The 24,587-nt window shown below is 41.6% G+C and carries 24 protein-coding genes and 1 riboswitch; of the genes, 14 read left to right on the top strand and 10 right to left on the bottom strand.

All coding sequences use genetic code 11. The annotated features are described in order from the left end of the window. Positions 1–212, bottom strand: a riboswitch (cobalamin riboswitch). Between the two features lie 66 nt (positions 213–278). Both VB073_RS12380 and VB073_RS12385 read right to left on the bottom strand, forming a co-directional pair. Then, positions 279–1,733: a hypothetical protein gene (locus tag VB073_RS12380; protein ID WP_323404496.1), complete on the bottom strand. Its 1,455-nt coding sequence runs from the start codon at positions 1,731–1,733 to the stop codon at positions 279–281. A 52-nt stretch (positions 1,734–1,785) separates the two neighbouring features. Beyond that, a complete protein-coding gene (locus VB073_RS12385; RefSeq protein WP_323404497.1) occupies positions 1,786–2,577 on the bottom strand; it encodes a hypothetical protein in 792 nt (263 codons plus the stop codon). A gap of 233 nt (positions 2,578–2,810) precedes the next feature. Here VB073_RS12385 and VB073_RS12390 point away from each other — a divergent pair, with 233 nt between their 5' ends. The 12 genes from VB073_RS12390 to VB073_RS12445 all read left to right on the top strand — a co-directional run bounded on the left by VB073_RS12390 (position 2,811) and on the right by VB073_RS12445 (position 14,165). Then, positions 2,811–4,241, top strand: a complete 1,431-nt coding sequence (locus VB073_RS12390) for a CCA tRNA nucleotidyltransferase (RefSeq protein WP_323404498.1) — start codon at positions 2,811–2,813, stop codon at positions 4,239–4,241. 113 nt (positions 4,242–4,354) lie between these two features. After that, on the top strand, positions 4,355–5,362 hold the full coding sequence (locus tag VB073_RS12395; RefSeq protein WP_323404499.1) for a TerC/Alx family metal homeostasis membrane protein: 1,008 nt from the start codon (positions 4,355–4,357) through the stop codon (positions 5,360–5,362). A gap of 122 nt (positions 5,363–5,484) precedes the next feature. After that, positions 5,485–6,363 (top strand): cell division protein FtsX, encoded by an 879-nt coding sequence (locus VB073_RS12400; RefSeq protein ID WP_323404500.1) that lies wholly within the window; start codon positions 5,485–5,487, stop codon positions 6,361–6,363. Between the two features lie 14 nt (positions 6,364–6,377). Beyond that, positions 6,378–6,626, top strand: coding sequence for a DUF3098 domain-containing protein (locus VB073_RS12405; RefSeq protein ID WP_323404501.1), 249 nt, complete (start codon positions 6,378–6,380; stop codon positions 6,624–6,626). A 33-nt stretch (positions 6,627–6,659) separates the two neighbouring features. Beyond that, positions 6,660–7,544 carry an undecaprenyl-diphosphate phosphatase gene (locus VB073_RS12410; protein WP_323404502.1) on the top strand — a complete coding sequence of 295 codons (885 nt, stop codon included), beginning with the start codon at positions 6,660–6,662 and terminating at the stop codon, positions 7,542–7,544. A 4-nt stretch (positions 7,545–7,548) separates the two neighbouring features. Next, positions 7,549–8,265 (top strand): tRNA pseudouridine(55) synthase TruB, encoded by a 717-nt coding sequence (gene truB / locus VB073_RS12415; protein WP_323404503.1) that lies wholly within the window; start codon positions 7,549–7,551, stop codon positions 8,263–8,265. Between the two features lie 21 nt (positions 8,266–8,286). Continuing rightward, entirely contained in the window at positions 8,287–9,339 is a 1,053-nt protein-coding gene (queA, locus tag VB073_RS12420; protein WP_323404504.1) for a tRNA preQ1(34) S-adenosylmethionine ribosyltransferase-isomerase QueA, read from the top strand. 76 nt (positions 9,340–9,415) lie between these two features. Continuing rightward, positions 9,416–9,892: a 2-amino-4-hydroxy-6-hydroxymethyldihydropteridine diphosphokinase gene (gene folK, locus VB073_RS12425; protein ID WP_323404505.1), complete on the top strand. Its 477-nt coding sequence runs from the start codon at positions 9,416–9,418 to the stop codon at positions 9,890–9,892. Positions 9,893–9,992: 100 nt separating this feature from the next. Next, positions 9,993–10,889 (top strand): patatin-like phospholipase family protein, encoded by an 897-nt coding sequence (locus tag VB073_RS12430; RefSeq protein ID WP_323404506.1) that lies wholly within the window; start codon positions 9,993–9,995, stop codon positions 10,887–10,889. A gap of 14 nt (positions 10,890–10,903) precedes the next feature. Next, entirely contained in the window at positions 10,904–12,598 is a 1,695-nt protein-coding gene (locus tag VB073_RS12435) for an alpha-amylase family protein (RefSeq protein WP_323404507.1), read from the top strand. Positions 12,599–12,714: 116 nt separating this feature from the next. Continuing rightward, entirely contained in the window at positions 12,715–13,650 is a 936-nt protein-coding gene (locus tag VB073_RS12440; RefSeq protein ID WP_323404508.1) for a ribose-phosphate pyrophosphokinase, read from the top strand. A 107-nt stretch (positions 13,651–13,757) separates the two neighbouring features. Then, entirely contained in the window at positions 13,758–14,165 is a 408-nt protein-coding gene (locus VB073_RS12445) for a DUF4332 domain-containing protein (RefSeq protein WP_323404509.1), read from the top strand. Positions 14,166–14,232: 67 nt separating this feature from the next. Here VB073_RS12445 and VB073_RS12450 read toward each other — a convergent pair whose 3' ends face one another. From VB073_RS12450 to VB073_RS12460, 3 genes are all read right to left on the bottom strand, one after another. Then, positions 14,233–15,417, bottom strand: a complete 1,185-nt coding sequence (locus tag VB073_RS12450) for a 6-bladed beta-propeller (protein WP_323404510.1) — start codon at positions 15,415–15,417, stop codon at positions 14,233–14,235. Between the two features lie 12 nt (positions 15,418–15,429). Then, positions 15,430–16,587, bottom strand: coding sequence for a 6-bladed beta-propeller (locus VB073_RS12455; RefSeq protein WP_416349544.1), 1,158 nt, complete (start codon positions 16,585–16,587; stop codon positions 15,430–15,432). Positions 16,588–16,703: 116 nt separating this feature from the next. Further along, complete coding sequence (locus tag VB073_RS12460) at positions 16,704–17,210, bottom strand: low molecular weight protein-tyrosine-phosphatase (protein ID WP_323404512.1); 507 nt, start codon at positions 17,208–17,210, stop codon at positions 16,704–16,706. 227 nt (positions 17,211–17,437) lie between these two features. Between VB073_RS12460 and VB073_RS12465 the strand changes: the two genes are divergently transcribed. After that, complete coding sequence (locus tag VB073_RS12465; protein WP_323404513.1) at positions 17,438–18,028, top strand: hypothetical protein; 591 nt, start codon at positions 17,438–17,440, stop codon at positions 18,026–18,028. An 11-nt stretch (positions 18,029–18,039) separates the two neighbouring features. Next, complete coding sequence (locus tag VB073_RS12470) at positions 18,040–18,513, top strand: YbaN family protein (protein ID WP_323404514.1); 474 nt, start codon at positions 18,040–18,042, stop codon at positions 18,511–18,513. A gap of 70 nt (positions 18,514–18,583) precedes the next feature. Here the strand turns inward: VB073_RS12470 and VB073_RS12475 are convergent, their stop codons facing one another. The 5 genes from VB073_RS12475 to VB073_RS12495 form a co-directional block, all read right to left on the bottom strand. After that, positions 18,584–19,807 carry an HD domain-containing protein gene (locus tag VB073_RS12475; RefSeq protein WP_323404515.1) on the bottom strand — a complete coding sequence of 408 codons (1,224 nt, stop codon included), beginning with the start codon at positions 19,805–19,807 and terminating at the stop codon, positions 18,584–18,586. A gap of 26 nt (positions 19,808–19,833) precedes the next feature. Next, positions 19,834–20,661: an orotidine-5'-phosphate decarboxylase gene (gene pyrF / locus VB073_RS12480; RefSeq protein WP_323404516.1), complete on the bottom strand. Its 828-nt coding sequence runs from the start codon at positions 20,659–20,661 to the stop codon at positions 19,834–19,836. Positions 20,662–20,695: 34 nt separating this feature from the next. Beyond that, positions 20,696–21,781, bottom strand: coding sequence for a peptide chain release factor 1 (gene prfA, locus VB073_RS12485; protein ID WP_323404517.1), 1,086 nt, complete (start codon positions 21,779–21,781; stop codon positions 20,696–20,698). Between the two features lie 9 nt (positions 21,782–21,790). Then, a complete protein-coding gene (locus VB073_RS12490) occupies positions 21,791–22,966 on the bottom strand; it encodes an AIR synthase related protein (protein ID WP_323404518.1) in 1,176 nt (391 codons plus the stop codon). Between the two features lie 264 nt (positions 22,967–23,230). Continuing rightward, on the bottom strand, positions 23,231–24,502 hold the full coding sequence (locus tag VB073_RS12495) for a hypothetical protein (protein WP_323404519.1): 1,272 nt from the start codon (positions 24,500–24,502) through the stop codon (positions 23,231–23,233). Between the last annotated feature and the right edge of the window lie 85 nt (positions 24,503–24,587).

Genomic DNA, 24,587 nt, shown 5'->3' on the forward strand with positions numbered 1-24,587 from the left:
GAAACTTGGTGATCTTGGCAGGTCTTCTGACTTACTCCCGTGCCGGACGCCTTCCCATCCCGGTTTATCGGAACAGTGGCAATTGTGGTATTTGTCCGGCACGTAAGCGGAGCTTACAGCAGCGGGTCTGTTCAGGATTTACACCTGATTCCCTTTTCATCATTCACTTCGAAGCCGTTAAAGTGAACAACACCAAAATTCGATACAAAGATAGTTATTTTATTATTCTTTTAAAGGTTTTTCTGTTTTTCGTGAAATTAACGGAATTTCATTTGGATTTAGGGGATTTTCTCCTGTATAGGTGATTCCGAATAAATTACGACAGGATGCCGGTCAATTTCATTTTCAATTAAATGTTCACGGATATTTTTATCAAATGTAAATTCTGTCTTATCTGCATTTTCGCCGTAAAATCCAAAATTATTATCACGGTATTGAATATAAATGTTATTTTCAATCCGGGGCAGGCTGGTACTTTCTTCAGCACTGATATAGATCAGCTTGTCTCTGCTGCGATCGAAAATATTTCCTCTGATCACAAAATTCTCAGCCGGATTCCTGTGAGGCCATGACTGTATGTGCATTCCCATCTTGTCAGGTCTTTGCCATCCCCAGCCATATCCGGCAAAGCGACAAATATTATTTTCAAAAAGGATATTTTTCATCTTATTTCGACCGGTATCTGACTGGTCCAAAAAATACTCTATTGAGTAGATACAATATTCAATCAGATTATCTCTATAAACAATATCTTCCATAAGGATGATTTCATCCGGTCCCGAAAACTTGTATTGATGCGTGATGCCGGCATCATATATCTGGTAGATATAACAGGATTCAACACGGTAATCGGTACAACCTCCCCATATTTCAACTGCATTCCCGTAACGGGTAGTTCCCGATAATATCGAACCGCCGATCCATCCTAATTCGCAGTTGGAGACATGCAGTCTATTTGTCGAACCGGAACCAATTCCATGGGCACCTCCATATTTTATACACAGGTTGTCTATAGTAATGTTATCTCCTCCTATCTTTACAATGTGGTCTTTTTGACAAACTTCAATGGAGGAGAACCGATCGGCCGGATTTCCTGTTTCCGAATAAAGATATACTTTGCTTTCTTCTAAATGATGGTACATATCCAAATCATTCCTTAACGCAGAGATCGATCCGTCAAATCCATCCACTCCCGCAATTTTTTTGAAAGTATGGGCTACACCATCATTGAAAACGATGACTCCCACATCATTTTTAATCTCCTCGTCGAGATAATAGACATTATCAACCCCTGTCTCTTTCCATTTATACTTTACAGAGTAATTTTGTCTTGATCCGAATATCTTCGGTTTTTCACCATTACCATAGGTAGAATAACTGACACCGGCCTGCGTGTGCAGACTTCCGCGCCAAAGTTCCCCCCGTTTGAAGAACACTGCATCCCCCGGATTGAGTATCGTATTTGATACTTTGTCGAGTGTTTTCCACGCTTTATCCGGAGATAATCCGTCGTTATTATCATCCCCGCTATTGGAAACATAATAGTAAGTACCGGGGGCAGTCAATGTGGTTTTAGAATGAACAATCTTATTTTTCAGATGATGAGCCAAAGCATCAACCTCTGTCGCATTTTTTATATTATACCGGTAAGAGTGTCCGGTTGGATCATTACCTATAAGCAGTTTACCACAAAATAAAAACAAGATTAAAAAGGAAATATGTAACTTATTCATAGGAGTAAGGTATTATTTTCGGACTGAGCTACCGGGAAAGATAATTCTGTTTTTATTTATTCCTGCTCTCGAGGTAACGGATCAACGCTTCACTTTTCTCCTTTTCCAGCTTTAACTGTTCAATATCCAGCAATAAGGAAGATAGTTCAAAGGAATCGCTGACACCTTTTTTTAGAGCATCACTCATCCCAACGGTTATCGTACGGTTACCGATAAACTGAACGGAGAGTGGATAATCGCGAAAGGTGTAGATGAAACCGGCAACTCCATTTTCACTTTTTCCGCTGAAGCGCACAATCTCGTAACTATTATCTATCGTTTTAAATTGATAATTCAAGCCGTCGGATGTGACGGGGAGGGTCTCTGCATAATTTCTATCCTTAGTGCTGATTTTTATCTTGTTATGCTTGATGGCGTTTCCCGATAGAATACTCTCGATAAAAAGTTCTCCTTTTTCGCGAACACCCGAACGGAGTCCACTCCGGCTTAAGGATGACTGGTACGGATATGCTTTAGAGTAATACTCACCAAACTCCTGATACCGTTCATCCCGTATATAATCGAAACGGGGGAGCATCTGGTCAAGTTGAGTGTACTTTTCACGGAGCATGGAATCACAATAGGATATATTCCGTCTGTTTTCTGCCATTCGTATGTCTTGCATCAGCGCAAATCCGGCATTGATCTCATCAAAAGATTTAGGAAAAAGAATTTTAATACTGTCAATCTTCAACTTAGCTAATTCGTAATTACCATCCTGATATGCTTTTCCGGCATCCGCAAGATATTCCTTGGCCCCCTTGTTTCCCGAACAGGAAAAGAGAAGCAAAGAGAAAAGGAACATAACAAAGATTTTAAAAGAAGAACACATCTTAATAATAGCATTTTTGGTCCGTAGGAGATACTCTCCGGCCGGTTTAATCTCTACAAAATTACAAATATATTCCTCATCAGAAGCTGTTATAAAGCACATTTATTGTAATTTTGTAATTCGTAACAGATAATAGGCTGTAATGTAATCACTTCGCAAGTGTATATATTCTTCTGCCTACTGAAAATAAAATATTAAGTACAATAATGGAAATATCCCGGGAAGAGATAGTGGCGCATTTGGATAAGAAGATTTTCAGATTAATTTCCGAAACGGCTGATGAGATGGGGGTGGCATGTTACCTGATTGGTGGTTATGTGCGTGATTTTTTTCTCTATCGCCCGTCGAAAGACATTGATGTTGTGGCTATCGGTCAGGGTATTGAATTGGCAAATGCAGTAACAGAAAAATTGGGGAAGAAAAGCCGGATTTCAGTTTTCAAAAATTTCGGTACGGCCCAGATAAAGTATAAAGAGTATGAGATTGAGTTTGTAGGTGCCAGGAAAGAATCATACCGGTTGGATTCCCGTAAACCCATCGTAGAGGATGGCACGTTGGAAGATGACCAGAGACGCCGTGATTTCACCATCAACGCGATGGCTTTTTGCCTGAACGGTGACCGGTATGGGGAGTTGTTGGATCCTTTCAACGGGACGCAGGACCTGGAAGACCTGATTATCCGTACACCCCTTGACCCCGATATCACTTTCAGTGACGACCCCTTACGGATGATGCGTGCCATCCGATTCGCCTCCCAACTTGGTTTTGATATTTATCCCGATACATTCGATGCCATCGGGCGAAACAGAGAGCGTATAACTATCCTTTCCATGGAGCGGGTAACTGATGAACTCAACAAGATCATCCTCTCTCCCAAGCCATCCATTGGCTTCATACTATTGGAAAGGACGGGGCTTCTTGATATTATCTTCCCGGAATTGACAGCCCTGAAAGGAGCCGAAACCAAAGACGGGGTGGGGCATAAGGACAATTTTTACCATACACTTACGGTCCTGGACAATATCGCACAACAGACCGACAACCTGTGGTTGCGCTGGTCGGCCCTTCTACACGATATCGCCAAACCTGTTACCAAGAGATGGGATCCCAAACTGGGATGGACTTTCCATAACCACAATTATATAGGGGAAAAGATGGTGCCCAGGATATTCCAAAGGATGAAGCTACCACAAAATGAGAAGATGAAGTTTGTGCAGAAGATGGTATCGTTGCATATGCGTCCCATACAACTTGTGGAAGAGGAGGTGACCGATTCTGCGGTGCGCCGACTGCTTTTTGATGCAGGAAACGATATAGATGATCTCATGACACTTTGTGAAGCTGATATCACATCCAAGAATCCGGAGAAAGTACGCCGGTTTCTCAATAATTTCAAGATCGTCCGACGCAAATTGGAAGAGATAGAGGAGAAAGACCGGATTCGTAATTTCCAGCCACCGGTAGATGGTAATGAGATCATGGAGATTTTTGGCCTTCCGCAGTGCAGGCAAATAGGATTATTAAAATCGGCCATCAAAGAAGCGATATTGGAAGGGGAAATACCCAATGAACGGGAGGCAGCATTCCAATTTATGCTGAAGAAAGCGGAAGAGATGGGGTTAAGATGTAGGACGTAAGATTTGGGAGTGAAAAGTGAATGAGATTGGCTATATATGAACTTTCCGTATAAAAATTTGTTGTAGAAGGGTAGATTTTTTTAGGTTATATCAATTTTTATACATTATCACAAATGGAAGTGAGTTCCGCGTTTTGGATAGGTTTTATTATCCTCATTATTGTATTGTTATTACTCGACATGTTTGCCTTTCACAAAAAAGGGGAGGTGATCAACGTAAAAAAAGCACTGTGGCTAAGTTTCTTTTGGATTTCCCTCGCACTTATTTTTAATGCGGGGATTTATTTTGTTTTCGGCAAAGAGCCGGCACTCGAATTTCTAACAGCCTATCTGATTGAAAAATCATTGAGTGTGGATAATCTCTTTGTCTTTATTCTGATTTTTACATCATTCAAAATTATTCCTAAATACCAACATGGCATACTTTTTTGGGGTATTCTGGGAGCTCTCATTTTCAGGGCAATATTTATTTTTGCAGGTATTGCACTCTTAGAACGTTTCAGTTGGGTCATGTACCTGTTCGGAGGTTTTCTTGTGATTACCGGAATAAAAATGGTCGTTGACTTTATCCGTGAAAAAAGAGAGGAAGAGAAAAAAGAAGAGAAAGACTTGAACAATAGCTGGTACGTCAAACTTACCCGAAGGATAATTCCCATGACGAATGATGTCTCGGAACCCAAATTTTTCAGGAGGATTGATCATAAGATAGTGGCAACACCTTTTTTTCTTGCATTACTTGTTATTGAAATGACCGATCTGGTTTTCGCGATAGATTCTATCCCTGCAGTTTTAGCCGTCTCTACTGATATGTTTATCGTCTATACGTCCAATATTTTCGCCATATTGGGTCTTCGTTCGCTCTATTTTGCACTCAGAGGAGTGATGGATTATTTTTACTATCTGAGATATGCACTTAGCGCTATTCTCCTTTTTATCGGATGTAAAATGATGTTCAATCATTTCGCTCATACCTATGGAACGGAATTTTATATTCCTACGACCACATCTCTGCTTATCATCACAACATTGATCGCCATATCAATCGTAGCATCTATCATCAGAAGCAGACAATCACAAAAGAGTATGGTGATGAATTTTCATAGGAAAGAGGGCACAGTCTAGTTTATTAAGGTCGGGCTGGATAATGATAGAAAATCCATGATAGTGAAAAGAGCTTAATATTTTACATTCTATCCTTTTTTCTGCAATAATTTTTATTACTTTGCAGTTTATTTGGAACTTCTATGACTGGCAAGAAAAAGGTATCCACAGCACGGTTCTTAAACGCTAAGATAACATCCACCATCAGTATTTCACTGGTTTTGGTACTTCTGGGTATCACCATACTAATCCTTTTTATGGGGAACGGCTTGTCGAAGTTTGTAAAGGAGAATATGAGTTTCAACGTGATGCTTTCTTCCGGAGTGACAGATGCCGAAATATTGAAGATCAGGAATAGTCTGGATGCACAACCTTTTGTCAAATCATCACGGTTTATCAGTAAGGAAGAAGCCAAGGAGCAACTCATCAAGGATTTGGGTGAAGATCCTGAGGAGTTGTTAGGATTCAATCCGGCGCAAGACTGTATTGAGATTTTCCTCCATTCGGAATATGCCAACAGTGATAGTATCTCAGTCATCAACAAGGTGATCCGCCAGAATAATAATGTGACAGATCTGCTTTATCAGCAGGAGTCGATTGATTTGATCAACAACAATCTCTCGAAAGTGATGACTGTTTTGCTGATCCTTACAGCCGTGTTGTTATTGATATCCTTCACACTCATCCGCAACACCATTCGCTTGAGTATTTACTCCAAACGGTTCCTCATCAATACGATGAAATTGGTGGGCGCCACCGGGGCCTTTATTAGAAAGCCATTCGTGGTAAATAATATTTTTACGGGGATTATTGCAGGAATAATAGCCGATCTGATTATTTTTGGCATCATCTCCTATTTCAGTAGGGGCTATGCCGAAATACAACCGATTGTTAGTTCTATGGACCTGATCATTATTTTTGCAATTATTATTTTGTTGGGAGTGATCATATCTACTATAGCCGCTGCTCTTGCAGTGAACCGATATGTAAAAATGAAATCAGACCAATTGTATTATGTATAAATAAATTACACAATATGTCTCAAAAAAGTATTGCTTTAAGTAAAACGAATTTCATTATCTGTGGCATCGCTATTCTTCTTATCATTGCCGGTTTTCTGTTGATGACAGGGTCGGCAACAACTCTTGAAGGAGGATTCGAACCCGATATTTTCAGTGCCAGACGTATAAAATTGGCTCCTATAGTATCTCTTGCCGGTTTTGTGCTGATGGTAGTGGGTATCTTGTATCCCTCGAAAGAGAAAAACAGTGTAGCCGAAAAATAATTCAATCATCGGACACTGTAAAATAAATTATCCATGAACGTATTACAAGCAATTATCATTGCGATTGTAGAGGGGCTCACAGAGTTCCTTCCGGTTTCGTCTACCGGCCATATGATTATCACACAGGCTTTGCTGGGAATGGAAAGCACTCATTTTGTGAAAGCATTTACAGTGATTATCCAGTTTGGTGCAATTCTGTCTGTGGTGGTTCTCTACTGGAAACGTTTTTTTCGTCTGAACCCGATTATTGTTTTCGATAAAGAAGCGGTTCACGGTATGCCTGCCGGGAAAAAAGGGTGGACTTATCTTAGCCGGTTTATCCATAGATTCGATTTCTACTGGAAACTCTTTATAGCCGTTATCCCCGCCGGAGTCATTGGGTTGCTCCTCGGAGACCAGATCGATGCGTTGCTTGAAAATGTAACTGTGGTAGCAGTGATGCTTGTACTGGGTGGAATTTTCATGTTATTCGTGGACAAATGGTTCAACAATCCCTCGCAGGAGCAGTCGATGGGATGGAAGAGAGCCTTGAAGATAGGTTTTTTCCAATGTATCGCGATGATTCCCGGCGTATCACGTTCCATGGCTACCATAGTAGGGGGGATGACCACCGGACTCACCCGTAAGAATGCCGCTGAATTCTCATTCTTTTTAGCTGTTCCAACGATGGCTGCGGCAGCAGGGTATAAACTCTATCAATTACTGAAAGATCCTGTTAGCTCCGCAATGTTGAAAGAAAATATACTGTTGCTCGTTATCGGTAATGTAGTAGCATTCGTAGTAGCCATTCTGGCTATTCGGTTTTTTATTGATTTTCTCACCCGCTATGGGTTCAAAGCATTTGGTGTGTATCGCATTATCGTAGGGACCATACTGCTTATTTTGGTTTTCTCAGGCGTAGGCCTGAGTATGGCATAAAGATATGGATTTTATTGAAGGTGAAATTCTATATATTGACAAACCGCTACACTGGACTTCCTTCCGGGTAGTTCGGATAGTCCGTGCCAAATTATGCTACAGGCTGGGAATAAAAAAGCTCAAGGTGGGACATGCCGGGACACTTGACCCTTTGGCTACAGGAGTGATGATCCTCTGTACCGGGAAAAAGACAAAGCTGATAGAGCGTTTACAGGCTGATACAAAAGAGTATATTGCACATCTGCGGCTCGGTGCGACCACTCCTTCTTTCGATCTTGAGACAGAGATCGATGCCGAATATCCGACGTCGCATATCACCCGGGAGACGGTGGAAGATGCACTTTCCCGTTTCAAAGGTACGATAGAGCAGGTTCCACCTGTTTTTTCGGCTGTCAAAGTCGACGGAAAGAGGGCATATGAATTAGCCAGAAAAAATCAGGATATTGAACTAAAACCCAAATTATTGGTTATAGATGATATCGAATTGATTTCTTATAATATTCCGGATATCAGTATCCGGGTAGTTTGCAGTAAGGGCACCTATATAAGAGCGTTGGCCAGGGATATCGGGAAGGCGCTGGATACCGGTGCGCACCTTACCGGTTTGCGACGTACAAGGGTAGGGGATATAACAGTGGCTGACTGTCTGAATATGGATGATATCGATCGATTTTTAGACGGAAATATTCCTCATGCAACAAAAGAAACAGATAAAATATAATTGATACAGGATTTTTAACTTATGAAGCTTTCTCAATTTAAATTCAATTTGCCCGAAGAACTCATTGCGAAATACCCATCGGCACATCGTGATGAGTCCCGGTTACTGGTTGTCCACAAAAAATCGGATCAACTGGAACATAAGACATTTAAAGAGGTATTGGACTACTTCAATAAAGGTGATTTTTTTATTTTCAACGACACCAAGGTCTTTCCTGCAAGGTTGTTTGGTAACAAAGAGAAGACAGGTGCCAAGATAGAGGTATTTTTATTGAGGGAACTCAATCCCGATCAACATCTGTGGGACGTACTGGTCAATCCGGCACGGAAGATACGTATTGGCAACAAACTCTATTTCGGAGAGAATGAAGAGTTGGTAGCAGAGGTGATCGATAACACCACTTCCCGGGGACGTACCTTGCGTTTTCTTTACGACGGACCTTATGACGAATTTAAGAATCAGCTGTTCTCGATCGGTGAGACACCTATTCCTGAATACCTGGAACGTAATGCTGAGCCGGATGATGTGGATAGATACCAGAACATATTCGCGCAACACGAAGGAGCTGTGGTTGCTCCGGCGGCAGGCCTACATTTCAGCCGTGAGTTGATGAAAAGGATGGAGATAAGGGATATTGATTTTGGTTATCTTACTCTTCATAACGGATTAGGAGCCTATCGCATGATCGACGTGGAAGATCTGACGAAGCATAAAATGGAGTCGGAACAGATGATTATTACGGAAGAGTTGTGTGACAGGGTGAATAAAGCCAAAGATGAAGAAAAAAATATCTGTGCTGTAGGAACATCCGTACTTCGTGCAGTGGAAACTACTGTCAGCACTGACGGACACTTGAAACCACGGGATGGGTGGACCAATAAATTCATATTTCCTCCCTATGACTTCACGCTTACGAATAGCCTGATCACCAACTTTCATTTGCCCTATTCCACATTATTGATGATGTCCTGTGCATTTGGCGGGTATGAAAAGGTGATACATGCCTACGAAGAGGCTATCAAGGAAAAATATACCTTTGGAGCTTACGGCGATGCAATGCTTATAGTAGATTAGTTATTCGATTGTAATTCAATTACATTTGCGTGCGAAGCATGAATAACTATTGAATAACGGCGAAGCCAAAAATAATATGAACGAAACAAATGAATATACCGTTTATTTAGCATTGGGATCCAACCTAGGCGACAAACAGAAGAATATTGAAGAGGCTTTGGATAAAATAGAAGAGCGGATAGGGAGCATTATTTCCCTTTCCGCTTTTTATTTAACAACACCCGTTGGATTCCAATCGGAGAACATATTTGTTAATTGCGTTTGCGAAGTAGCTACTTTTATGAATATTTATAGTGTATTCTCAAAGACACAAGATATTGAAAAAGAGATAGGTAGAACCGTTAAAAGCAGGAATGGTCAATTTTCAGACAGGGTTATAGATATCGATCTGATAATGGTAGGAAATCTGGTGATAAATACGCCGGATCTGATCATCCCTCATCCCCGATTCCATAACCGTTCGTTTGTCCTTGACCCCTTGTATGAAATTGCGCCCGACCTCATCCACCCGCTGTTAGGAAAATCAATTCGGGAATTGAAGGAGAAACTATAGAGGTGGACAGGTGGATTAGCGAATAGGTGATTTTTTCGGTTGAAAGTTCGAAAAAAAGTGCCATATTTGTGTTACGAAATATCTGAAAGGAGATAAAATCATGGCAATCTTCAGTAAAAGCTACGATCATTTTTTAGGTTATGCCCTGAGTGGTGGTGGTGCCAAGGGGTTTGCTCATCTGGGCGCACTGAAAGTGTTGGAAAAATGTGGATTGAAACCCGATGTGATTGCGGGCACCAGTGCCGGGGCGCTTGCCGGTGTTTTCTATGCCGACGGCTACCATCCTGATGAAATAGTGGAACTCTTCCGTAAAAAAGAGTTCCGTGAGTTTGTGGAGTTGACCATTCCCACCGCCGGTTTTTTCAAAAGCACCGGATTGCATAATTTTCTGAAAAAAAATCTCAGGGCAAAACGTTTTGAGGAGCTACAAGTCCCGTTCTATGTGGTGACAACCGATTGGGAGAGGGCCTGCACTGTTACTTTCTCCAATGGAGACGACCTGGTAGATGCTGTAGTTGCCTCCTGTTCTGTACCCATCGTATTTCATCCCCAAATGATCCATGATGTACCCTATGTGGATGGAGGTCTATTGAAAAATTTCCCCGTTTCGGTCATCAGGAAAAAATGCAAATATGTGATCGGGGTGAATGTCTCCCTGATCCTGCCTCCGCCGGAGAAAAACAATATCCGAAGGATGCTGGAACGTACATTCAACCTAATGTCGAACTCCAACACTCTCATAGACAAGGCTTATTGCGATATACTTATCGAGACGAAGGGAATAGAGAAGTATTCCATGTTCGACCTGCAGAATCAATTAAAGATCATGGAGGCCGGATATCACTATGGTGTAATGAAAATGAGCGAAGAAAAATCGTGGGAAATCGTGAGGAAGTGCCACAGGCACTACGCTCTGACTAAGAAAGTACATGAGCAACTACAACGAATCAGGGGCCTGAATGAGGTATTACTCCCGGAAAAAACAGACATATCTTAAACGCCAGACGCCTAATGAACCCAAAGCTGTTTATCTATCAACTGCTGCCCAGACTCTTCGGGAACTCTGTGCCTACCAATACAGTCAATGGATCCATTGAAGAGAACGGGACAGGGAAATTCAACGATATTTCCGATGTGGTACTGCAAAAAATAAAAGCCAACGGTTATACCCATGTTTGGTATATCGGTGTATTGGCCCATGCTTCTACCACCGACTACACCGCATACGGACTCCCACTGGAATATCCGGAGATTATCAAAGGTAAAGCAGGATCGCCTTACGCAATAAGGGACTATTACGATGTGGATCCCGACCTGGCAGAGAGTGTACCCGACAGAATCGCTGAATTCGAAGCATTGATCCACCGGACTCATGCTGCCGGTTTGAAGGTGATTATGGATAATGTGCCCAACCATGTGGCCCGGAACTATCGCTCCATCAATAAACCCAACGGAGTAGAAGATTTTGGAGAAGGTGATGATACCTCACTGTCGTTCTCTCCTCAAAACAACTTTTATTATATACCCGGACAATCGTTAGAAATACAATATTCTTTGAGGAAATCTGCCAATTCTACCTACAGTGAGTTCCCCGCAAAGGCAACCGGTAACGATTGTTTTACACACAAGCCTACGCAGTTCGACTGGTATGAAACGGTAAAACTTAATTATGGTGTTGACTACCAGAACAGGAAACAGGAACATTTCAATCCTGTACCTGATACATGGATAAAGATGAAAGAAATATTCCTCTACTGGGCTAAAAAGAATGTGGATGGCTTCCGGTGCGATATGGCAGAGATGGTGCCGCTGGCATTCTGGAGGTGGGCTATCCCTCAGGTAAAGGTAAAATTCCCCGGTATATTATTCATTGCAGAGATTTACAATCCTTCGGTGTACCGCGATTTTCTGGCTGACAATATTTTCGATTATCTCTACGATAAAGTAGGGCTTTATGATACGTTACGTGATGTCTCCTGTGGCTACAGACCCTCTTCCGACATCACTTTCACGCTGGACAATGTAGGTGATATCCAGCACCGGATGCTTAGTTTCATGGAGAATCACGACGAACAGCGGTTGGCATCCGATTATTTCCTGAGAGAGGGTAGCAAAGGAAAAGCTGCCATGATCGTATCCTGTTGCGTCAACACCAATCCGGTGATGGTTTATGCCGGACAGGAGTTGGGAGAAAGAGGAATGGATGAAGAGGGATTCAGCGGAAAGGACGGTAGGACAACTATTTTTGACTACTGGTCGGTAGACACGTTGCGGAGATGGAATAATAACGGGCAATGGAACGATGTACAACTCTTCCCGGAAGAAAGTGAGTTGCAGGTATTCTACCGGCAACTGCTCACTTTATGCAACAAGGAACCGGTCCTTGCTAACGGTCTTTTCTACGACCTGATGCCGTCCAATTATGAAAACAGGGAGTTCGATTCCACCCGTCTCTTTGCATTCCTGCGTGGTAATAAAAAAGAATTGCTGTTGGTGGTAGTCAATTTTGATAATAGGGTGCAGGAGTGCACCATACAAATTCCGCAGCACGCCTTTACCTTTTTTAGTGTAGGAGAGGGGAAAGAGGGGATGGCAACCCCCTTATTGCGTGAAGAAGGGAAAGAACTGGCATTTACTTCCGGCATTTTAACCGGAATTTCGGTCAATTGTTATTCCGGGGAAATTTACAGGATTTCTTTTTCGTAATATATTCTTTAATGAGTTCACTTTTTTGTACTTTTGCCAAAAGTTTCGGTTTATAGATTTTAGAGAGAAGAGTTTTATCAAGATCCAAATAATTATTTTCAGAAAACTATCAATAAATGCAGGAGAAACCATTTAAAATCTTTTCAGGCACTAAGTCTCGTTATTTTGCGGAAAAGGTATGCAACAGTCTGGATTGCCCTCTGGGTAACATGATTATTGAACATTTTGCAGACGGAGAATTCGCAGTTTCCTACGAGGAGTCGATCCGTGGGAAGCAGGTATTTCTTATTCAATCCACCTTCCCCAGTTCCGATAACCTGATGGAATTGTTACTGATGATTGATGCAGCTAAACGCGCTTCGGCAAAATCGATTGTCGCGGTAATTCCTTACTTCGGCTGGGCGCGCCAGGACAGAAAAGACAAGCCCCGTGTGAGCATCGGAGCCAAACTGATTGCCGATATGCTGGCAGCAGCAGGGATCAACCGTCTGATCACGATGGACCTCCATGCCGACCAGATACAGGGATTTTTCAATACACCGGTAGACCACCTTTATGCTTCCGGCGTTTTCATGGATTACGTTCAACAGCTCAACCTGAGCAATATGGTTATAGCAACTCCCGACGTGGGTGGTACCAAACGTGCCAGCGCCTACTCCAAATTCCTGGGATGTCCGATGGTGATTTGCTACAAACTCAGGAAGAAGGCCAATGAAATATCTGATATGCAGATTATCGGGGATGTACAAGGTATGGATGTACTGCTCGTGGATGATATTGTAGACACGGCCGGTACCATTACCAAGGCCGCCGATCTTCTCATGGAGAACGGAGCCAACTCGGTAAGGGCGATTGCGAGCCATGCTGTGATGTCGGATCCCGCATCGATGAGAGTCGATCAGTCGAGGTTGACAGAAATCATATTTACCGACAGTATTCCTTATTCTCAAAAATCGGAAAAGGTAAGAATCCTTTCGGTTGCCGAAATGTTTGCCGATGCTATTATGAGGGTTTGTAACAACGAATCCATCAGTTCGTTGTATGTAGTGTAACAATATTAGGTATTTTTTCCACACTTTCACTGAATCAAAGACAAAGAAAGGGATAGTCATAATGATATGCCTATATTTGGAAACAAATTACCTAATTAATTATACATATGGCTTATAAAATTGAAGAAATTGAAGGTATCGGTCCGGTTTACGGCCAAAAGTTGAGAGCTGCCGGTGTTACCACTACTGAGGGATTACTCGAAAAATGTGCCGGTAAATCCGGTCGTGCCGCAATGGCAAAAGAAACTGGAATTGATGAGAGGTTGATCCTGAAATGGACCAATCATTCCGATCTTTTTCGTATTACTGGTGTGGGGGCCGAATTTTCAGAGTTGCTGGAAGCGGCTGGCGTGGATACAGTGAAAGAATTACGGAACAGGAATGCTGAAAACCTGTATGCCAAAATGCAGGAAATAAATGAAGCAAAAAAACTGGTGCGCCGTCTTCCTTCTTTGGGACAACTCACGGAGATGATCGAAGAAGCCGGAAAACTGGAACCCAAAATGACCTATTAATTTCAGAAATAATAAGGGTAGAGAAAAAACGGCTGGGGAATCGGCCGTTTTTTTATGTTCTCAACTCTTATTTCTTATGCTTTACCAACATGATTACCGGATTGTCTTCCTCATCCAGTTTTGCGGCAATTTCTTCTAACTTACCGGTCAGTTCACCTTTCTCGTAAGACTCTACAAGTACATCGGCATCCATTTTTCTACAGGAAGCAACATCCTTATCTACCATTTTACCAAAATAGCCCGTCATGCTCGCATGTCTCTTTTCTTTGTAATCACCGTTATATACGGCATATTCAAAAATGGCGTTTGCCTCTTTGTCGTACATCAGATAATTGGCCGGAGCACCTGTCTGTGTGGCAAAATCATACTCTTTCTTATAGATCTCCATAAAGTGATAGTGGTCGGTAATTACTCCCGGTAAAAGAAATACTTCCGGATTCATGGATTGTACAGAGGGTATCCTGGCCATAAAGGGAACCATACTATAATCGGGCTGATAACAGTAAACCGTATCCGACGAAGGTTCTACAAGTATCATCTGATCCCGGAAAGGGATGGTAGAGCGATAACTGGGACTGATCGAATAGGTCATATTGGTTTTTTCATCATGGGATATGGATACGGTGGATTTTCTTTGAGAAAAGGGAATTTTTATCTCTTTGTAAATAGCTCCATCCTGTTTTGATGTGATGAAAAAAGAGGATGTTTCTGTTGCATCCGGATTGAATTCAAAGGAGGAATTCCACCAGACAAAATAATCCTTATTAAAATTGTCTATCTGGTTATATCTTACATTATCAATATGTCCAAGAGATCTTTTAAAGTTTCCCTGTAGGTTGTAAACCAATATTTTTTTCTTTGAGTTATCGTTGACAAAGATTTCTTCATTCTGCTCATCCAGCATTACATCATAATTATATACATATTCTTCACCACTATTGCCCTTTCGATTGATCTTCTTCAGGCCTTTGCCGTTCCTGTCATATATAAAAAGATCACCATCACCCGATCCGTTTCTTATCACGATCATTTTCTTGCCAACAGCCAAGACTATACCCTGGCAGATAAATTCATCACTCGTCTCCAGAGGGATATATTCCACATCCATAAAATCCTGTAGAATCAACTCCTTTTTAGGATAGTTGGCTGTCACATCCACTGTGATCAACCCTTCAGTTTTTTCTGCTTCAGGTTGTTTACATCCTGCTATTACAAGCAGAATAGACGATAAAATTACGATTTCTGTTCTCATAGTGTTTCTCTTTTATTTCTTATGCTTTACCAACATGATTACCGGATTGTCTTCTTCATCGAGTTCCCCGGCAATCTCTTTCAGTTTATTCTTTAGTTTCCCTTCCTTATAAGCTTCTATCAGATCAAATGCGTTTAAAGTTATTGAAGTAACGACCTCGTGATTAACCGCATTTCCGGAATTCTGCCCTAATGAGACTGTCTGTTTGTTCGAAAAATCATCATTATAAAGGGTATATTCAAACACGATATTTCTCTGGCTGTCATATACCAGATCTTTGTGTGGAAATCCCTTAAATATTTTAAAATCAGCCTCTTTCTTTATGGTTCGTATGAAGTAATAACGGTTAGTAATGACTGTTGGGAATAGAAAAATTTTAGGATCCATGGAGTGTATAACGGGAGTTCTCACTATGATGGGATTTATTTTATCATCGGATCCATAGTGATAGATAGTATCAGATGAAGTTCTCATGATTATCCAGTCTGTTTGCCCCGGCACAGTTAAATAAAAGGTAGGCGTCAGACTTTCATTTCCCTCTACTATAGTCAATTTTATAATCTCTTTAAAAGGTAATTGAATCTCACGGGCTATACTTCCATCTTGTTTGGAAATAAGTATATGGGCAGACTTTTCATTTTCAACATCTATAAAATAACTCTTGTGACAAATCAAATGATCACGATCATAAACGAAAGGATAGCTATAATAACACATCTCATCCACATAGTTGAAACTCCTTTTAAAGTTTCCAGATAAGTCATATACCGATATCTTTCTGAAATTGAATATAAAGATTTCCTGGTTTTCTTCATCCAGGACAACTTCAAAAGAATCCGAATACTCTTCCGGTCCTTGCCCCAAACGGTTTATCTTTCTTAAACCTTTTCCGGTTGTACGGTCAAAAACAAAAATATCTCCATCCCTTCTTCTGTTTGTTATGATTAAGATCTCCTTCCCGACAGCTTTCACAACACCCTGATTTACAAAATTATCACTCATCTCCAGAGGAATATATTCCACATCCATAAAATCCTGTAGAATCAACTCCTTTTCAGGATAATTTGCCGTAACATCTACCGTAATAAACTCATCACTCCGGCTATCGGATTGATTGCAACTTCCCATTACTACCGTTATACTCAGAATAATGGTGCAGATTGTACGAATAGTATTCACTTTATTAATAATTCGTAACTGTATGATATTTATGCAAAGCTAAATAATTTTTATTGACCTTCAGCTAAAAAGTAATCGGATAATCGTTAAATTAATTAAAACGAGATTTAAAGGCTGTACTCTTTTTTGATGGTCTGGAGTAATCCTTCGCAGGCATCTTCCAACAGGTCGAGCACTAACTCGAATCCTGATGCACCACCATAATAGGGATCGGGAATATGATCGTGTAGGGAATATTGCCGTGAGAATTCAGTCATCATATGCACCTTGTCTGTTTGTTCCTTACTTGTGGCCAATGACCTTACATTGGAAAGATTCTGCCTGTCCATCACGATAATATAATCAAAATCATCAAAATCTGATCTTTTGAATTTCCTGGCGCGGCTATTGAAAATATAACCTCTTCTTTCACCATGTGAGCGCATACGCTCATCGGGGAGTTCACCTTCATGCCATGCCGAAGTACCGGCAGAGTCTACTTTGATAGTATCCTGCAGGCCATATTTATCCACAACAGTAGCCATAATGCCTTCGGCAGCCGGCGAACGGCATATATTTCCAAGACAAACAAAAAGCAAGCGGATCTCTTTTTTCTTTCCCTCTATAAAAGCCATCACTTATATTTAAAACAGATTTTTTATAACCTTAACAATATCTGCAAAGATAAGGGAATTTCAGTGAAATACAAAAATTATCATTCTCATTGTGATTAAGATCAGCCCAATTCTTATTTACGGATTTGTCCGATTTTGCCGATAGAAGAATGATTTGTATTTTTACTCCCGAAAATTGGACTAAAAAGGAATAAAACTACAGTGGGGAGTACCACTATTATATATTTATGGATAAGAGAATAATCAACAATGTTTTAAACAGCAAGATACTTAAAGAGTTGCAATCCATTGCAACAATCCTCTATATCTTTGGCGTAGGTATAGGTATGCTGTTTAATTACTATAAATATATGGAATTCGGCATTAATATATTTGACTATGCCACTATTCTGGATTTTTTAATTGCTCCTTTTGCTGATTTTAAAATTATATTTTTCACGCTGGTCACCTTTTTAATCACCTGGTTGATTTATCGATTGGACGTAATCTGGAAAAGATATCATCCCGCATCCTATTCCAGATTTTCGTTCAACCTGACTAAGTTTTCCTGGTATAAAACGCTGGAGTCTTTTTTCTCAATTATTGTATTTATTGTCTATCTGTTTGTCTCCGCCACCATATACGGAAAGGTATCAAAAAAAGTGTCATTATCCCAAACGGAGGTAAGTATCAGATTCAACGATAACGAAACCATATCAGGGCAAATGATAGGGAGAGCAGGAAATACCATTTTCTTGCTTCAGGATAACGCTGTGAAAGCTATACCTTCTTCTTCTTCCATGAAAGAACTCACTTACCCAATCACAACGATCAATTAAGATTTACATTTATGAACAAAAATCCAAATCTATATAGTCATCCGGTTACGCAGGATCTCTCTATCACAGCATCCGAGAAAGAGGTCAAACTGGAGATCAAAAAAAACAGAATTATACGTGCCCTTTATCTCATTGGGGGAACGCTCTCTCTTGGACTTGCTATTTTGGGCATCGTACTGCCGGGACTTCCTGTAACACCTTTGGCACTGTTGTCAGCCTTCCTTTACGCTAAAAGTTCCCCCAAGTTATATAACTGGTTATTGAATAATAAAGTACTAGGGCCCAGGATCAAGAACTACCAACGCCGGAAAGGGATTACCCGCAAAGGAAAAGTAGGAGTGCTTACTTTCATGTCGATCATGGTGTTGTTCTCCTCATTTGTGGTGGTGGGTAGCAGTACCCTCAGATGGATAATCGTTTCCCTTGGCATAATCGGATGCATCGTGGTATGGTTTATCGTGCCCACTGCGAAGGAGGAAGATTGATAAGATAATTCGGGATTTGTTGAATGATGCGTATTGATTGCAGGAGTGCAATGAGGGAGGAAGGGAAGAGTCAGTCTCTCAGATAGGCGAAGTAATATTTTTTCACTTTTTTCGATAACAGTTCGATATTGAGCATGTCGGATGCTTTGGAGATATCTTTTACTTCACCGTTTTTATAAATAATATCGATACTATCATCCTCCTCATTGTACATATCCGTGGTCAACATATCCGATGAGATGAAATAAGATGCTTCATGCGCTGTCAGACCGAATTTTTTCATGTATGAAGCTATCTGTCCCGACACCTTCTCCGGGTCGCTCTTTTTTTCAGCGATCTCGATTTTAAAAAGTTTCCTGTTGATCATACCATCACTTAAAATCGACAGTACCGTATCGGAATGAGAGCACCACACTTTGAGAGCACACCAGATATCATTGTCGTCGAGATTCACAAAATGATGCAATGCTTCACCGTTATTTTCAAAATCGCCTATGGCACTCTCCTGTGACAAGAAATAGGAGAGGGCAGGGGAGGCGAACAGTTTCTCTCCGTTCATGGATAATTCCTTGGCACGCCGCAGTACATTGACCATCATCTTCTCTGCCGCAACGGCAGTTTTGTGGAGGTAAACCTGCCAATACATCAGTCGTCTCGACATCAGGAAGTTCTCAATAGAATAGATACCCTTCGATTCCACCACCAGCTTATCATCCTTCACATCGAGCATCTTGATAATGCGGGCAGATCCTGTATTACCTTCTACCACGCCGGTAAAAAAACTATCGCGGCGCAAATAATCGAGCCGGTCCACATCTAACTGCCCGCTTACCAAACGGTGAAGAAACCGTTTGGGATAGGAATTTGTAAAAATATCAATTGCGGTCTGTAATTGTCCTTCCCATTCCACGTTCATCTGCTCCATCAACAGTAGAGACAGTGTTTCATGATGTACGTTGGTTACCAGTGCATCTTCTAAAACATGTGAGAACGGGCCATGCCCGATATCATGCAACAAGATGGCGGCCAAAGCACCATCGGTCTCCTCCTTCGATATCTCATGTCCTTTCTCTTTCAGTGTCTTGAGTGCTTCATCCATCAGATACATCGCACCGATGGAATGATGAAAACGGGTATGTTGTGCACCGGGATATACAAAGGGGGCCAAGCCAAGCTGACGGATACGGTTAAGGCGTTGCAAAAAAGGATGTTGAATGATCTTGTATATAAAATCATTCGGTATATTGATAAATCCGAAGACCGGATCATTGATTATTTTCCTTTTCTTCCCCACGGTTGTTGTTAATTCAAATAATCTTCTTATCCACAGAACTTTTCCAGCATTTCTTTCATTTCCTGCTGTAACTTCCGTGCTTCCTGGCCTGCGGTATACGCAAAATCCTCACTGCTGTCAGCATAGATGATACCTCTCGATGAGTTCACCAGCAATCCGCAGTATCTGTTCATCCCATAGCGACACACCTCTTCCAGAGAACCACCTTGCGCACCCACACCAGGAACCAGTAGAAAATGGTCGGGTACAATCTTACGTACATCTTCAAAAAGTTTACCTTGGGTGGCACCCACCACATACATCATCTGCTCGTCGTCTGCCCATTGCTGCGAGACTCTCAATACTTTCTCGAACAGACGTTCACCGTTTTGATCTTGCGTCAACTGGAAGTCAAGTGATCCCTTATTGCTGGTAAGTGCAAGCAGGATAACCCATCGTCCCGGATAAATAAGAAAAGGTTTTACGCTATCCTCTCCCATATAGGGAGCCACCGTCACAGCGTTCACTTTCACTTCATCAAAAAAGGTACGGGCATACATCTCACTGGTATTACCGATATCCCCACGCTTGGCATCGGCAATGACAAACTGTTCAGGAAAGCGCTGCCGGATATAGGCAACCGTTTTTTCAAAAGACATCCATCCATTCACCCCTTCGCTCTCATAAAAAGCGAGGTTAGGCTTATAAGCCACGCAGTAGGGTGCTGTCGCGTTAATGATTTCTTTATTGAATTCATAGATCGGGTCTTCCCTGTCCAGCAGGTGCTCCGGAATCTTTTTTATATCCGTATCCAGTCCCACGCAAAGGAAAGACTGTTTTTTCCGTATCTGCGCAAATAGTTGTTGCTTGGTCATATATTCTGTTTCTTTTTATTGCCATAGCGGGGATTTACAACTCCGCCTCTTTCATCCTCTCCGCATTTTCGCTTACCATCAGTTGATCAATAACCCCTTGTATATCACCCTCCATAAAAGCCGACAGGTTATAGATGGTGTAATTGATACGGTGATCAGTAATACGTCCTTGGGGATAGTTATAGGTGCGTATCTTGGCCGAACGGTCGCCCGTGGAGACCATCGTCTTGCGCCGTGAGGCGATATCGCCTTGCCGCTTGGATAGTTCTATGTCGTAGAGTTTGGTGCGCAGCATCTGCATGGCGATCTCCCGGTTCTTAAGCTGGGAACGGGCCTGTTGACAAATAACGACAATGCCTGACGGCCGGTGGGTGAGCTGTACTTTGGTCTCCACCTTGTTCACATTCTGTCCCCCGGCACCACTCGAACGGGCGGTATGAAAATCGATATCGGCGGGATTCAGTTCCACATCAAACTCTTCTGCCTCCGGTAAAACGGCAACGGTAGCCGCAGAAGTATGGACCCGTCCCTGGGTTTCTGTTTGTGGTACCCGCTGTACCCGATGTACACCCGATTCATACTTTAACGTACCATATACATCAATACCACTTACCGTGAAAATAATCTCTTTGTAACCGCCCGATGTACCTTCGGTAAAGCTGGCCAGTTCAGTGGCCCATCCTTTGCTCTCACAATATTTGGTATACATCTTATAGAGATCACCGGCAAAGATGGCCGCTTCATCACCTCCCGTACCGCCACGTATTTCCATCACCACATTCTTCGCATCTTCGGGATCGGCGGGAATAAGCAATAATTTAATTTTCTCTTCAAGTACAGGCAGTTTTTCGGTGTTGATCGCCAACTCTTCATTGGCGAGTTGCCTGAGATCGGAATCCGACTCGTTGGCAAGTATGTTCTTGGCTTCGACTACACTCTCTAACGCAATCTTATATTCATTACGTACCTCCACGATCTTTTGAAGATCGCTGTACTCCTTGTTCAGTTTCACGTAACGTTCCATATCCGAAATCACTTCCGGATCGGTAATCAATGTGCCCACCTCTTCGAAGCGAGTGACTAAATGTTCTAATTTATCGAGTAATGAGTTTTCTGACATATATACTGTTTATTCGTAACGGAATTGTCCGAATTCGCTTTCAATGAGCAGTTCACGAACATCCGATTTTTCTACCTGCCCCACAATCCGGGCGTCTATATTGAAAGAGCGGGAAATATCGATCACTTTTTGCGCGTGATCAGGAGAAAGATAGATCTCCATCCGGTGCCCCATATTGAATACCTTATACATTTCATCCCACGCTGTACCGGATTGTTTTTGGATCAGATCGAAGAGAGGTGGAATAGGGAAAAGGTTGTTCTTCACCACTTTGAGCCCTTTTCCCAGGAAGTGAAGTATTTTGGTCTGTGCACCTCCCGAACAATGAACCATTCCATGAATATTTTGTTTTAATTCACTGATTATAAGAGATATGACAGGCGCATAGGTGCGGGTAGGGGAGAGAACCAATTTACCTGCGTCAATACCCAGATTTTCAATCTCGTCGGTCAATTTCATCCGGCCGGAATAGACCAGGTCGGATGGGATGGAGGCATCGTAACTCTCCGGATACTTTTGCGCCAGATAACTGGCAAATACATCATGACGCGCCGAAGTAAGACCGTTACTGCCCATACCGCCATTGTATTCTTTTTCATAAGTAGCCTGTCCTGAGGAAGAAAGTCCTACAATCACATCTCCGGCCTCAATACGGTCATTATCGATGACGTCCGAGCGTTTCATGCGGCAGGTGACCGTACTGTCTACAATAATGGTCCGTACAAGATCGCCTACGTCGGCAGTCTCACCGCCTGTAGGATAAATATTTACACCAAGTTGTGACAGCTCCTCACATAATTCATTTGTACCATTGATGATGGCTGAAATTACTTCTCCAGGAATCAGGTTTTTATTTCTTCCGATGGTGGAAGAAAGCAGTATATTATCTGTTGCGCCTACACAGAGCAGATCGTCTATATTCATTACTAAAGCGTCCTGCGCAATACCTTTCCATACCGAAATATCCCCGGTCTCACGCCAGTAGATATAAGCCAGTGACGATTTGGTACCGGCTCCGTCTGCATGCATTATATTGCAGTAGTCCGGATCATTGCCTAAAAAATCCGGCACGATCTTACAGAATGCACTCGGAAAAATACCTTTATCGACCGCTTTAATTGCATTGTGGACATCTTCCTTGGATGCTGAAACTCCTCGTTGAATATATCGTTGATTATCAGTCATGAATTTTTTTATTGGTAATTTTTGCAGATGATTGCAAAAGTACAAAAAAAGTACGACATTCTGATTTCACGGATTCATTGATCTGCTAATTAAAGTGACAAATTGATCTGTTTTCCGAAGTATTTTTCCTATAATTACTATTATGTTTAATAATAAGATTTGATTTTATATTTTATAACCCCTCTATCTTCATTAAAAAGAAAGAAGAAAACCCTTCACAGGTTTTCTTCTTTCTTTTTATTTAATTGTATGAAGTTACTTGATTTATTCCAAGTCAAGTTGGTCTTCAATAGCTTTTAATTGATCTGATTTATCAACTCCTAATACACTTAAATTATAATATGCATTTCTAAGTAATAAAAGAATTGCATTTATTTCTTGCTGTGCAGCTGACCTACCTTTTAAAATCTTATCCAGATTTTCTAATAAAGGAAGTGCTTGTTGATAATAATCAATTGTTTTTTTATCGTTCTCAACCTGTTGTTGTCTACTTAATGTAGCCGTTGTTTCTTTTAGTTCCTGCGCCTGAATCATATAATTTCGGGCCAGGTTTTCCAGCGCTCTTTCGCAATTAGGATCATGTGCCAATGCTTTTTTGTATTCTACTTCAGCGTTGGTATAATCTTTTTTTTCGGCCAGAAGAGCACCCTTCACACTGTTCAGATCACAAGCGTTAGAGGGGTCATTGGCTATTGCCTGGTCGAGGTATTGCAATGCGTTCTCCGGTTTTCCTTCCTTAATAAATACATTGATGAGATTAAGCAGGAAGTATGAACTGGAGGGGAATTTCTCAGCACCTTTATAAAGTGTTTGTACGAATTTAACAGAATCTCCCAATGTCTTATATTCTTCAGCCATCAACTCATACACATCGGTTTCTTTAAAGGCGGGGTTTTCGATGAATGGTTCGCTGGCAACGCGTTCCAGCATCCGTAAAGCCCTCTCGTGCTGCTCTGCAGTGATAGCCGAAACAATAGCATAATATTTGATGGATTGATAGGTACTATCCAATACGAAAGATTCTTTCTGCCCTTCATACAGGGGCAACGTAGGTATATTCCAATAAATCTCAAAGAAATCCGCTGCCTTTGCGTAATCCTTCTGGCTATTGTAAAAGACCCCCCCATTAATATAAAAAGGGTGATTGGACCGGAGGATGCTAGACACATCCTTGCGTACTTTGTTTTTCACCTTACCTTTCTCGTCCGGTAGTTCAGACAAAGAATCAGCTTTCAGATAAGGTAGATAAGACTCCAACAGTCCATCATGCATTGCTTTCTCATTGTGACCCTGACCCAACGCCGCTTTGACTCTTTCAGCGTCGAAAGCTTTATTGCCAATATCGCCCATCACTTTCCATGTTTCAGGATCGTTAGCCGTCTCCGGATTGGTTGCGGCTTGCTTAATTAATGTTCTCGCTTCACCCAAGTCATCTTTACCTAATGCCCTCTTTGCATCTCTCAGCGCCGATTTCTGTGCGAAGACGGTACCCATAGAGAAAATGGCAATCATTGTTATGAATAAAATTCTTTTCATTTTGTTTTATTTTTTGATTAAACTATACTCGCATCATTTATATGATTATGATCATTTGTTGCAATGTATTGACTAAAATAGCTCA

Origin of the sequence: Proteiniphilum sp., assembly GCF_034927365.1 — a bacterium.
Lineage (GTDB): Bacteria > Bacteroidota > Bacteroidia > Bacteroidales > Dysgonomonadaceae > Proteiniphilum.

Bases quoted from the DNA above. Each gene is read 5' to 3' on its own strand.
- VB073_RS12435 (WP_323404507.1), top strand. From the start codon at position 10,904: ATGAACCCAAAGCTGTTTATCTATCAACTGCTGCCCAGACTCTTCGGG.
- VB073_RS12445 (WP_323404509.1), top strand. From the start codon at position 13,758: ATGGCTTATAAAATTGAAGAAATTGAAGGTATCGGTCCGGTTTACGGC.
- VB073_RS12470 (WP_323404514.1), top strand. From the start codon at position 18,040: ATGAACAAAAATCCAAATCTATATAGTCATCCGGTTACGCAGGATCTC.
- VB073_RS12460 (WP_323404512.1), bottom strand. From the start codon at position 17,210: ATGGCTTTTATAGAGGGAAAGAAAAAAGAGATCCGCTTGCTTTTTGTT.
- VB073_RS12495 (WP_323404519.1), bottom strand. From the start codon at position 24,502: ATGAAAAGAATTTTATTCATAACAATGATTGCCATTTTCTCTATGGGT.
- folK (WP_323404505.1), top strand. From the start codon at position 9,416: ATGAACGAAACAAATGAATATACCGTTTATTTAGCATTGGGATCCAAC.
- VB073_RS12490 (WP_323404518.1), bottom strand. From the start codon at position 22,966: ATGACTGATAATCAACGATATATTCAACGAGGAGTTTCAGCATCCAAG.
- VB073_RS12380 (WP_323404496.1), bottom strand. From the start codon at position 1,733: ATGAATAAGTTACATATTTCCTTTTTAATCTTGTTTTTATTTTGTGGT.
- queA (WP_323404504.1), top strand. From the start codon at position 8,287: ATGAAGCTTTCTCAATTTAAATTCAATTTGCCCGAAGAACTCATTGCG.
- VB073_RS12465 (WP_323404513.1), top strand. From the start codon at position 17,438: ATGGATAAGAGAATAATCAACAATGTTTTAAACAGCAAGATACTTAAA.
- pyrF (WP_323404516.1), bottom strand. From the start codon at position 20,661: ATGACCAAGCAACAACTATTTGCGCAGATACGGAAAAAACAGTCTTTC.
- VB073_RS12395 (WP_323404499.1), top strand. From the start codon at position 4,355: ATGGAAGTGAGTTCCGCGTTTTGGATAGGTTTTATTATCCTCATTATT.
- truB (WP_323404503.1), top strand. From the start codon at position 7,549: ATGGATTTTATTGAAGGTGAAATTCTATATATTGACAAACCGCTACAC.
- prfA (WP_323404517.1), bottom strand. From the start codon at position 21,781: ATGTCAGAAAACTCATTACTCGATAAATTAGAACATTTAGTCACTCGC.
- VB073_RS12390 (WP_323404498.1), top strand. From the start codon at position 2,811: ATGGAAATATCCCGGGAAGAGATAGTGGCGCATTTGGATAAGAAGATT.
- VB073_RS12400 (WP_323404500.1), top strand. From the start codon at position 5,485: ATGACTGGCAAGAAAAAGGTATCCACAGCACGGTTCTTAAACGCTAAG.
- VB073_RS12430 (WP_323404506.1), top strand. From the start codon at position 9,993: ATGGCAATCTTCAGTAAAAGCTACGATCATTTTTTAGGTTATGCCCTG.
- VB073_RS12450 (WP_323404510.1), bottom strand. From the start codon at position 15,417: ATGAGAACAGAAATCGTAATTTTATCGTCTATTCTGCTTGTAATAGCA.
- VB073_RS12410 (WP_323404502.1), top strand. From the start codon at position 6,660: ATGAACGTATTACAAGCAATTATCATTGCGATTGTAGAGGGGCTCACA.
- VB073_RS12440 (WP_323404508.1), top strand. From the start codon at position 12,715: ATGCAGGAGAAACCATTTAAAATCTTTTCAGGCACTAAGTCTCGTTAT.
- VB073_RS12385 (WP_323404497.1), bottom strand. From the start codon at position 2,577: ATGTTCCTTTTCTCTTTGCTTCTCTTTTCCTGTTCGGGAAACAAGGGG.
- VB073_RS12405 (WP_323404501.1), top strand. From the start codon at position 6,378: ATGTCTCAAAAAAGTATTGCTTTAAGTAAAACGAATTTCATTATCTGT.